Source organism: Holdemania sp. 1001302B_160321_E10 (genome assembly GCF_015552275.1).
Lineage (GTDB): Bacteria > Bacillota_I > Bacilli_A > Erysipelotrichales > Erysipelotrichaceae > Holdemania.
Map to the genome: position 1 here is coordinate 1 of NZ_JADNEM010000051.1, position 10550 is coordinate 10550.

Genomic DNA, 10550 nt, shown 5'->3' on the forward strand with positions numbered 1-10550 from the left:
GTTTCTACGGATATTTTAACACTTTTCCCTCATTATCTGGCTCTTTTTTTGTTTCCTTTTACTCTGTTTCTCCTTTTGCTCTGCCCCGATACACATTTTCTTCTTTACCTGCATTTACTTTTACTATTGACCTTGTTAGTTTTTATACCATTTAAGCTATAATATTTTACAAATACAATATTTTAATGCTCTTTCAGTTCGCTGTTGCATTCAATGTAACAAACTTTTTAACATTCAGGAAAGTATTGCGCCGCTTTCGTTTATGCTTCTTCCGCTTTAACTTCTGCTTTCCTCTGGAAGTTGTCAATAAACAGACTGAAGATCAGCTTATCCAGCCTGAAAATCTCATTCTCTTCGCTTTCTATGGAAAAAGGATTCCTTGATTGATTTCTGGATAACTATTTCTCGTTAAGATCAAGTCGCGTCGATTTATCATGCCTGCTTAGCTTTTTCTTTGTTGCGGCGACAAGACTATCCACCAAAAATGGCGGACCTGACATTTTTGATTTTCATGCCAGGGCGACAATTTCATGATATGCCGAAGCGGACGGCATGCCGCCTGGCAGAGTTGTTTTTCATGATTTCTTTGAAATTCTCGTTATTCTTTTGCCTGTCCCTGATCGCAAGGGAAGTCAAAATGTTCAAAAACCCGATTGAGCCGCCGCGTTCGGCAACCAACGGCAATGCCCAACAGATCGGTTATGCTTCAGCTGCCAAACAGAATCTGATTATTCCTCATCATCCCGCGGATAATGGCGCAGCGCCGCTTTCATACTGGAAAGCATCGACGTCAGAAACTGATATTCAGCCGGCGAACAGTCCTTCAATTCCTCCTGAATGTCTTTCATATAAAAGGCAGTCAGCTTCGGTACGCTGTCCATGATCAATTCATCCGGCGTCACGTTCAGCGCCCGGGCAATTTTGATAAACAACTCCAGACTGACCTTGTTTGTTCCAGTTTCAATATGGCTGATCGTCGGAATGGATACGCCGACTTTTTCAGCCAGAACCTCCTGTGTCAGATTTAATCTTATCCGCGCCCGCCGGACCCGCTGCCCCAGCCGCTGATAATCGACACAATCCTTCTTTTCATCGCTCATAACTACCTCGCAAAAATCGTTTTCATGTTCTGATGATATTGTAACCGGATGCGAAAACGATTATAATGAAATAAAAGGCAATATTTGCTTAATACTTAAATTTATTCGATTTAAGTCAATTAATAAAGGAGATAAAATATGTTAGTCACCGCGGCAACCAATGCTGAAGAAGCCTACACGCTGTTAAATGAGATCGTCGGGATCGGCGATTTTACCAGCGCAGATCTCGCTGATTTTCTAAGCCTGATCTCCAAACAGGTCGGCAAAAAAGAACGGTCGATCGAAAATCTGACCAACGATTTAAAATATGGCGGTTACGGCGAGGAGGATCGGCTGGAAATGACGGAACTGTTGTTCCGCGAACAGACCATTCTTGAAAATCTGACGGAAGTCATTGCCGCCACAAAAGAAAAACTGGCCGTCTACGAAGCTTACGAAAAGAAAAAACAGTAACGCTTTTCTCCCGCTTCATCACGCTGACATTTCACCCCTGTCAGTCCGGACTTTTCCAACCGTGCTGCCCGCACTGGTTTTTATTTCTGCCTTGCCGGTTCCAACCTGTACGCTGCTTTTGCTTTCTTCCAATCCGTTCATTTCCATCGTTAAGTTTTGATAAAATGGGTCAAAGCTTTGAGGGTAATGAAATTTTCTGAATTTTTACCTTTTGCTTTCCTTTTGTCGCTCCCCGCCGGCCGCCGATTTCATTATACGGGACTGAGAGTGAACCGCAACCTGAAGCTGTTCATTAAATTACCGTTAAAAATCAGCGTCAAAGGTTCATTGAAAATGGCGTTTTAAAAAGGAAAGAGAGCTGAATTTACATGCAAATTCCCGGAACTATCATTCGGATCAATCGGATGGACCAAGCGATAAAACTGACGGCTCTGGCATATCAATGCCACATTTCCGCCAGCTATTTAAGTCAGATTGAAACAGGAAAAGCACAGCCAGATCCGCAGATTCTGCAGCTGCTGGCGAAAGCGCTGGATTTGGATTATACGATAGATCAAGCCTGGCTGATCCCGGCGAAGCAAAAGTTGGAACATTTTGTCCGCAATGCATTGCTTCTGGATTTGGAGGCGGCGCAGAAACAGGCGCCGGCTTTACGCCGAATCCGGAAACGGTATCTCAATTCGCCTCTGGCCCTCGATTATCATCTGGCCTTTTTTGTTTATGCACTCATGACGAAAAACCTGCGCCAGATGGTTCAGCAGAAGCACCTGTTAATCAGCGTGCAGGATCGCTTTGATGAGGCGCAAAGCGCCCTGTTTGAGCTTGTCTGCGGGATCAGCGCGCTAAAGCAGGATTTATCGGAAGCAGAAACACATTTCAAGCAATGCCTGAAACGCAATCCAACTTCTCTGATGGGCGCATTGGGGCATTACTACACTTCCCTTCTTTATTCAAAAAAAGGGAAAATCTTGCTTGCCCGCGAACATTGCGACGCGGCTTCCCGCCTGTTTACGCAGGCAAACTGTTATCCGTTTCTTATCTTTTGTCATATTCAAAGCGCGGCGATTCTCTCCCTGCAGGAGTTTGATCGGCCAGCCGCAATATTGACGTCAATTCTGGAAAGCAAAATGTTGAATCTGACGCCCGAAATGCGTTCCGCCATTCTCTGTACGCTTTGCTGGTGCTGTGTTAACCATCGGCACTACGAAAAAGCCGGTGCGTTTCTTTCGCGTTTCGCCGATGTTTCCGATTCGAATGATGAAATGGATTTTCTGCGATGTTTTCTGCATTATAAAACCGGGAATATCGCAAGCATGAAACGTTTGGCGTCGGCGAAGGAATTTCGCTCTCAGCCGTTTCAGGATCTGATGCGAGTCATGAATGCTGTCGGCGATCAGGATCCACATCGGGATAAGCTGTTGATCACCTTGTTAAAACATGGCCGAAGCTGTCTTGATCTGAATCAGAAACGTTTCTATCTGACGCTTTTGATCAATTACTATGACGAAAAGCACAAATATGTGAAAAAAAGTCAGTGCCTGCAGCGGCTTGCCGAGCTTCTGCAGGGATGGGAATAATAAGGAATACTGAATATCCTGCATCGTAGCCGCACTCATTTCAGCATAAGCCTGAGCCGGCGAAAGGTTATCCCAATATCAGCCAAAAGAGCGCATTGATCAATGCGCCCTTTGTTCCGGTTATTCTTTTGTTCTATTCTTGAGTACACTTATTTGAATTTACACGAAATTTGTTTAAACAAATTTCGGGATTTCCGCTTATTGATCCAATACGACGCTGTTGCCTGCCACTCGGCCCGTCGTGATCGCTTCGGAAATTGCGTTGCCGCCCAAACGGTTGCCGCCATGGAAACCGCCGGTCACTTCACCCGCCGCATAGAAGCCCGGAATCTGGTTTCCGCTGGCGTCTAAGACGTGCGCGTCAACGTCAACTTCCACCCCGCCCATCGTGTGATGGACCGCCGGCGTCCGCGGATTGGCGAAGTAAGGCCCGTGATCTTCGATCTTTGCGGTTTCGTTAAAGACTGTACGGCCGGTCAGCTCATCATAGCCCGCGTCGATCGCGGCGTTGTAATCATCGACCGTTTTCCGCAGGGTTGCGGGATCCATCCCGATCTGTTCCGCCAATTCCTCAATCGTATCCGCCTTGTAAACCGCTCCGCGTTCGATCAAATCATCGACATGAATGCCGTAGGTATTGACATAGTTCTCATCTAAACGGCTGTTTTGATAGCTGCTGATAATATACATCATCCCGTTGGTCTGTTCCAACGTTGAAGCGCATAAAACGTCGCGGCGTTCTGACTCGTTAACAAACCGATGCCCTTCCTGATTGACATACATACTCGTCGTATCGCCGACATTGGTTGAAGTTTCGCCAGTCTTCGGATCGGCGATCAAAAGCTGAATCTTATCCATACCGACCAGATTCGCGCCCACAGCCTGCGCCATCACAATCCCGTCGCCAGTAATCGCCGGACTGTTGGTCGTCGGAACCGTCGGCCCCAAATCAGCCCAGATGCTGTTATACTTCACGCGCATTTCCACATTCGCGCCAAACCCTCCGGTTGCCAGAACAACCCCTTTGCCGGCCTTGTATTCATAAGGTGTTCCATTTGCGGACACCGCGCGGACGCCGATCACCCGGCCGTCTTCCATAATCAATTCCTCAGCCCTGACTTCCAGATCATATTCGATCGGGAAATTTTTCTTTTCCGCATCATTTTTCAGCACTTCGATAAAACCAATGCCGCTTTTATAGGTTTGAGACATGTTCGCACGCGGCCATAACGAACCAACGATCACGATTGACTTCGGTTTCCAGTCAAAGCCCATATCCCGCATCCAGGCATAGGTCTGCGGCGCTTTTTCGCACATTGACTGAATCAGTACCGGATTGCCGACATAATCACCGTCGACATAGGTCTGAAGCATATGCAAATAGACTGAATCAAACAAATGTTCCGCGCCAGACTTCTTATACTCGTCAAATTCCGCGGTCAGTTTTTCCTGCCAGTTCTTCATTATGTCATCCTTCGGCTCCATTGTGCAGTATTCCTCAACCGATTTGATCTGCCCTGCCGTCATGACCTGCGTCTGTTGATTTTCAGGAACAACCGCATTGAAATAGCCGCCGGAACGCATCGTATTGCCGCCCAGAGCCGCAGTTTTTTCCACAACGATAACCGATGCACCATTTTCAGCCGCCGCGTACGCAGCCGCAACACCGGCTCCGCCGCCGCCTAAAACGATGACGTCCGCTTCCCGCTGGACTAAATCTCCGGCTGTTTCCTCTTCGACTTTCACATTTTTCAGTGCTTCCGCGTCCCCGCCGGCCTGGGTAACTGCATCAGCGACCGCTTCGATGATCGCGTTGCTGGTCAAGGTCGCTGTCGCGACGGCATCGACTGCCAGCGACTGATTCTTCACGATCTCTTCCGGAATCCGCTGCAGCGGCAAGTCGGAAATTCCTTCGGTTTCCGAATGTTCAATGACTTCGATTTTCGTAATTTCTTTGTCTGTGAATGTGACCTCGACTTTCAGCTCGCCATTGCGCCCGGCGCCTGTCCCTGTGTAGGTGCCGGACGTGTAGCCGGCATCCGTTCCCTTCGGATTATTGCTCGGTGCCGCTGTGCAGCCGGTCAGTCCAACTGCCAGCAGCACGCTGAGAAACAAAACAACGATTCTCTTAAGATTTGATTTTCTCATCTTACCCTCCCTGTGTGAAAGCGTTATCTTTCCCTGCTATCAGAGTACACGTTAAAGGGCCTTTAGAGTCAATCCCCCGCTGCTGAAATCTGATGTTTTCTTTGAAAAGGGCAGCCAGACCTGATGAATCCGCTCCTGTGTCGTACTTCGATGAAGCGTGGAAACCGTGCGTCCGATTGCGTCGCCGGCCAATTCCAGCTGATGTGCGTCCATGTATTGCAGAACATGCTGAAATAAACCGCAGTGCAGCAGTTCGCCAGCCTGAGCAGAAATTGCCGTATAAATACATCGTTGGGAAGGAACGTATTCCATCCCCCTCGCCTGAGGATCCAAACACAGAAAATCAGCGTCTTCCTCCATAACGCACAGCCCTAACGCAAAGTTCTTATTCCCTGCAAGAATATCGTCCTTCGCAAATAAAGGCGTTGGCATCACAACCGGCATCTTTTCCGTCCATATCTGGACGCGTTTTTGTATTTCAGGATCACCGATCAGCTGATCCTGAATCTGGTAACAAAACCGGTACATCGCGGGACTTTCTTCAATCTGGCATTTCCAAAGCATTTCCGAAGCGGAGCGATGAATGTTAATCATCCGATCAGCGCACGCCAACAGCCGTTTGTTCCAATCCACCGCCGCCTGCAGCTCCCGCTTTTTATCCTCTAATCGTTTGGCGATGTCCTCCAAGGTGCAAAAGTTCAACATTTCCTTCGCTTCCTGTAAGGTAAAACCATAATTACGGTACATCCGAACCCGCATCAAAGCATTGATATCCAGCGCTTCATAGTATCGGTAGCCGCTTCCCTGATCAATTTTCTGCGATTGAATCACGCCTTCCCGCTCATAATAACGGACGGTTTCAGAAGAAATTCCCAAAAGTTTCGCAACTTCTCCAATCTTGTAAGCCATACTCCCTCCACAGTTTTTTTCCTTTATTTCCAAAACAAGCTTTATGTGTATTATATCACAAGATTGTTTATTAAAATCAACATCCTGAAACCCTCCGGTTTTAAGCACTTGGGTCTTCCTGTCTCTTCCTTATGCCGGCTGTGTTGCTCACGGCACGGTTTCCTCAAGCGGAGAAAGGGAAAGGAGAAAGACGAAAAAAGCTGTCTTGATGACAGCTTTACTGATTAATCATGGTGGACGCTAAGGGACTCGAACCCCTGACCCCTTCCACGTCAAGGAAGTGCTCTCCCAACTGAGCTAAGCGTCCGGTGCTTTAATATATTACCATTGATCCTTAAAAACCGCAACCCTTTTTTTACTGAAAATGTCAAAAAAGGAACATCCTGCAGCCTCCTCTTTTTCCCTTTTTCTCCCCTGATCAGGATGGATCCTGGCCGGGATTTTAAAACGACTGGAGAAAGTTAAGGGCGGGTATGCTATAATAAAGCATTGGAGGCGAACTCATTATGAATTTGCAGTTTTGCGAGTCAATTACAGGGAAGCAGCTGGACGATTTCACCCGTGCCAGCCGATGCAATAATATATATCAGACTGAAGCCTGGGCCAACGTCAAGAAGGAATGGACTTCAAAATTTGTCGGCATGACCTGCGACGGGCAACTGTGCGGAGCAGCGATGATTCTGTTCCGCAAACTGCCGCTGGGCATGAAGCTGGCCTATATTCCCCGCGGACCGATCATGGACTACGATGATCCCCAACAGACTGCGTTCTTCTTAACTGCGATCCGGCGTTTCTGCGCGAAGCAGGGTGCGGTGGAATGCAAATTTGATCCCTATCTCATCATCGGCAGCTTTGACTTGGATCAAAAAGAAGCCGCCTGGAACGCCCGCAGTCCGATTCCGCAACAGCTGGCGAAGGCAAAAGCCCATTTTGCGGGCTATACGAAGCTGATCAGTGAAACGGTGCAGCCGCGCTTTCAGCTTTGCTTTTCCCATCAGGAAAACTGGGAAGCCTGCTTTCCGAAGAAGACCCGTGAGAAAATTCATAACAGTTTTGCCAAAGGCATTCAGATCGAAATTTGGGGGATTGAGCATGTCCACGAATTAGCTGAAATGATCAAATATACGGAACAGCGTAAAAATATCCACCTGCGCAATGAGGATTATTTCCGCACGATCATGGAAAACTTCGGCGATCATGCCTGCATTCTGGCCGCTCATCTGGATTATGATCATGCGCTGGCACTGGTCGAAGAAAAGCAGCGCGGTCTTTGTCAGCATCGAAACGAGCTGGACGAAAAAGCGAATAAAAAACGCGTACAGCTGGAAAAACAAATTGCCGATCTCGACGCTGAAAAGCTCAGGCTGCGCCAGCAGGCTCAGGAAGACGGCCGTGACATTTTGGTCAGTGCGTTGTTGTTAGTTCACGACGGCACGACCTGCGAGCTGTTGTATTCCGGCTTAAACGAGAAATACCGCCGCTATCTGGCTGCTTACGCACTGCGCTGCCGCGGCATTCAATGGGCCTTTGAACAAGGCTGCACGCGGTTTAACTTCGGCGGCGTGGAAGGCACGCTGGACGACGGGCTGTTCATCTTCAAGTCGTCGTTTTCACCTGAAATCGACGTCTATCTCGGCGAATTCAGTCTACCATGCAAGCCGCTGCTGTATCCGATCTGGACCCAGCTTTTGCCCAAGGTTAAGGAATTACGCCGGCAATGGTTAAGGAGGGAATCGCATTGATCACCTGTAAACAAATTTCGGATGTGCAGCTGGACGCCTTTGTCAGCGCTCATCCCTACGGACATTACATGAAAACTTCGCTGTGGGCGAAGCTGCAGAAGCAGGATCAGCCGCATTTTATCGGCTTTTTTGAGCAGGCACAGCTGAAAGGCACAGCGATGATTCTGGAGCGGAAGTCGCCGGGTATTCACTACTATTATGTTCCCTGGGGACCTTGCCTGAATTATGACGATCCTCAACTGTGCGAACAATGCCTGCGGGGATTGATTCAGCTGGCGGAAAACGCCAAAGTGGACTTTCTGCGGGTGGATCCGAACGTCTTGCGGATGGAGCGGGATATCAAGGGCAATCCGATCGAAGGCGGTGAAAATCACGAAGCAATAACAGCACTGCTGACATCGCTGGGGTTTGTGCATAAGGGATACGGCTATGCCTACAATGGCAGCTGGGTCAACCGCTACACGCTGATTATCGACCTGACGCCTTCCATCGAAGAAATCGTCAGGCATTTCTCCAAGGCGCGCCAGAACAGTCTGCGCCGGCATGCCGTGATCGGCGTGACAACCCGCTTAGGTACCAAAGACGATGTGCCGCAGCTGTGTGAATTTGAACGGCAGCTTTCCCAGATTCAGGGCTTTAAGCCGCATCCGCAGTCCTTCTTTGAAGCGCTGTTGGATGCCTTTGGCGATCACGCCGTACTGTATGTCACTGAAATTGACCTTGATCAGATGATCAACGGCATCCAGCAGGAAATTGACAGCGGTAAATATCACAAAGACCCCGAAGCGCTGCAGTCCAAGTTAAAAGAAAAAGAAAAAGCCGCGGCGCTAAAATCGCAATACGGCGCAAAGCCGGCGATTGCCGCCGGATTGTTCCTGCGATTCGGCGCGCAATCCTGGGATCTTTACACCTATAACCACAAGGATTTCAACTTTATCAAGGCCGTGGATAACCTGCACCGGTTCGCCGTCGAAGACATGAAAAACCACGGCGTCCTGCATTACGACATGTGCGGATTCTCCGGAGTGACGGACAAGTCTGATCCGCATTATGGATTGTATGATTACAAGCGTTCATTTGGTTCCGTTTATACGGAACGGATCGGCGAATTCGACTATATCCGCAAGCCGGCGCGCACTGCCCGCTGGAAAAAGGCGGATCGCTTCCGCCGTCGGGTAAAACGCAAGCTCATCTCGCTGCGGTATGGCAAACAGGAGAAGCATTCATGAGGCCGGTCGGGCTGACCTCGGTCACCTTCCGTCAGCTGACCGCCGATCAGATCATCACGCTGGCTAGGGAAACCGGCTGTACCGGAATCGAATGGGGCAGCGACGTCCACGTGCCCGCAAATCGGCTGGATCTGGCAGCCAGAGCTGCGGAAGCCTGCCGTCAAAACCAGCTGGCGGTGTTCTCTTATGGCAGTTATTACAAACTGAATCAAGGTCTTAATCCGGACATTGATTTTCAGGCTTATCTTGATACGGCCGTTAAGCTGGGAGCGCCGTGTGTGCGGATCTGGGCCGGGCGCACAGCCTCCGCGCAAGCCGACGACGATTTTTTCCAGCGGGCTGTCGCGGAAACGCGGCGATGCTGCGAACTGGCGGCCAAAGTTGGGATAGACGTCGCGTTTGAATATCATCGCAAATCGCTGACGGACAACGGTGCTTCCGCTGTAAAGCTGCTTAAAGCTGTCAATCGTTCTCATTGCAAGACCTACTGGCAGCCCAATCCCGAGCTCACCGTGGAAGAAAACAGTCGGGAATTAGAGGCGATCCTGCCCTGGCTGACGCGCGTCCATGTGTTCAGCTGGTTACCCGACAACACGCGGCTGCCGCTCGCAGCTCAGGAAGCAGCCTGGAAGCACTGGCTGACTTTCATTCCCCGCGAAATTCCGCTGATTCTGGAATTTGTCAAAGAGGATCAGCCGGAACAGTTCCGTCAGGATATGGTAGCTCTGCAAAAATGGTTATCGCACAGCGTCTGTCTTTAAAAAAGTGTCCCTGATATTCCACCACAGCTTAAAATCAGTTTCTTTAACCCTCTCTGATCTTCGGATCGAGGGGGTTTTTAATATTTAGGGTTGTGAGCTTCATATTGTGACTCCTATGCATCATCCGATCCCATCCTTTCTATTTACACCAACACGATTTGACTCTGACGAACTTTTTCTGAACTTTACGTTATTCCAAAGCCGATCCTGCGAAGTCCAGATCCACTTAGTCATGAGTATAGGACAGCTGAGTTATGTTCTCTGCCTGATGCTTTGAATCAGAAAGCTTTCTAAGCTGATGATGGAGGTCTTCCGAGGTATTTATTCTATTCAAAACTTGGACGATCTGATTCACTTTCGCTTCGTTTAAATCATCTAAGACTTTCTCATCGCTTTCCGTTAATTCCCATTTCTGCCGCAGTAACTCCTTCAACAAGGATATTTTCCCTTGTTTCACGCCTTTCTTTACACCTTTCCGCATCCCTTTTTCTATGCCTTTTTTATACACCGTCTTCTCATCCATCTCGTCGTATTTCATCCGCATCCTGGCGATCGCATCACTGGTGTCCTTTAAAAAATCCATCCGTTTTTCTTCCATCATTCGAATAACCTCCTCTTTCTCTATCAATTC

At 48.8% G+C, this 10550-nt stretch carries 9 protein-coding genes and 1 tRNA gene; 5 read left to right on the forward strand and 5 right to left on the reverse strand.

From position 1 onward, the window contains the following. Window positions 1-728: 728 nt before the first annotated feature. Complete coding sequence (locus I2D94_RS17380; RefSeq protein ID WP_072684633.1) at window positions 729-1100, reverse strand: helix-turn-helix domain-containing protein; 372 nt, start codon at window positions 1098-1100, stop codon at window positions 729-731. Window positions 1101-1238: 138 nt separating this feature from the next. On the opposite strand from I2D94_RS17380, the gene I2D94_RS17385 reads away from it, so the two are divergent. Both I2D94_RS17385 and I2D94_RS17390 read left to right on the forward strand, forming a co-directional pair. Continuing rightward, a complete protein-coding gene (locus I2D94_RS17385; RefSeq protein ID WP_072684632.1) occupies window positions 1239-1553 on the forward strand; it encodes a hypothetical protein in 315 nt (104 codons plus the stop codon). Between the two features lie 404 nt (window positions 1554-1957). Next, complete coding sequence (locus I2D94_RS17390) at window positions 1958-3130, forward strand: helix-turn-helix transcriptional regulator (protein ID WP_195397811.1); 1173 nt, start codon at window positions 1958-1960, stop codon at window positions 3128-3130. A 198-nt stretch (window positions 3131-3328) separates the two neighbouring features. Here the strand turns inward: I2D94_RS17390 and I2D94_RS17395 are convergent, their stop codons facing one another. The 3 genes from I2D94_RS17395 to I2D94_RS17405 form a co-directional block, all read right to left on the reverse strand. Next, window positions 3329-5278, reverse strand: coding sequence for an FAD-dependent oxidoreductase (locus I2D94_RS17395; RefSeq protein ID WP_195397812.1), 1950 nt, complete (start codon window positions 5276-5278; stop codon window positions 3329-3331). A gap of 51 nt (window positions 5279-5329) precedes the next feature. Further along, on the reverse strand, window positions 5330-6187 hold the full coding sequence (locus I2D94_RS17400; protein ID WP_195397813.1) for a MerR family transcriptional regulator: 858 nt from the start codon (window positions 6185-6187) through the stop codon (window positions 5330-5332). Between the two features lie 231 nt (window positions 6188-6418). After that, window positions 6419-6494, reverse strand: a tRNA-Val gene (locus tag I2D94_RS17405). A 199-nt stretch (window positions 6495-6693) separates the two neighbouring features. Between I2D94_RS17405 and I2D94_RS17410 the strand changes: the two genes are divergently transcribed. The 3 genes from I2D94_RS17410 to I2D94_RS17420 are packed head-to-tail and all read left to right on the forward strand — an operon-like array spanning window position 6694 to window position 9919. Beyond that, window positions 6694-7929, forward strand: a complete 1236-nt coding sequence (locus I2D94_RS17410; RefSeq protein WP_195397814.1) for a peptidoglycan bridge formation glycyltransferase FemA/FemB family protein — start codon at window positions 6694-6696, stop codon at window positions 7927-7929. Further along, window positions 7926-9158 (forward strand): peptidoglycan bridge formation glycyltransferase FemA/FemB family protein, encoded by a 1233-nt coding sequence (locus I2D94_RS17415; protein ID WP_195397815.1) that lies wholly within the window; start codon window positions 7926-7928, stop codon window positions 9156-9158. Before I2D94_RS17410 ends, I2D94_RS17415 begins: the two co-directional genes overlap by 4 nt. Further along, complete coding sequence (locus tag I2D94_RS17420) at window positions 9155-9919, forward strand: sugar phosphate isomerase/epimerase (RefSeq protein WP_195397816.1); 765 nt, start codon at window positions 9155-9157, stop codon at window positions 9917-9919. Before I2D94_RS17415 ends, I2D94_RS17420 begins: the two co-directional genes overlap by 4 nt. Window positions 9920-10145: 226 nt before the next feature. On the opposite strand, the gene I2D94_RS17425 is transcribed toward I2D94_RS17420, so the two are convergent. Next, window positions 10146-10520: a hypothetical protein gene (locus I2D94_RS17425; RefSeq protein ID WP_195397817.1), complete on the reverse strand. Its 375-nt coding sequence runs from the start codon at window positions 10518-10520 to the stop codon at window positions 10146-10148. Window positions 10521-10550 lie beyond the last annotated feature (30 nt).